This window comes from Seonamhaeicola marinus (assembly GCF_008085455.1).
This window is the reverse complement of the sequence record NZ_VSDQ01000607.1, coordinates 1-243: the sequence shown is the minus strand read 5'-3', so window position 1 is coordinate 243 and position 243 is coordinate 1. Positions and strand designations below refer to the sequence as shown.

At 38.3% G+C, this 243-nt stretch carries 1 protein-coding gene (only partly in view); it reads right to left on the bottom strand.

Annotated features, from left to right (window positions below; genetic code table 11):
* Positions 1 to 232, bottom strand: the 5' portion of a protein-coding gene (locus tag FUA24_RS10775; RefSeq protein WP_449441427.1) for a DUF2911 domain-containing protein. It extends 104 nt beyond the left edge of the window; the window shows 232 of its 336 coding nt (coding positions 1–232); its start codon is at positions 230 to 232; its stop codon lies beyond the left edge, outside the window.
* Between the last annotated feature and the right edge of the window lie 11 nt (positions 233 to 243).

Here is a 243-nt window from a genome sequence, read left to right as displayed (position 1 = left end):
CATCGTAATTTGGGTCCCAAAGCGGATTCATTTCAGAGTCTACACCCCATTCATATTGTTTAGAGTTAAACATAACCGTCCATATAGAATCTTTAGGCACCGTCCATAACGTGTATTTACCAATGGGTAAATTTATTCCGTTAATTTCAAGAGGTTTGTTGGTTTCAAAAGTTGTGGCTTCGTTGGCACCCGTTCTCCAAACTTTATTATAAGGTACTAACGCCCCAAAAATTTCACGTTCTT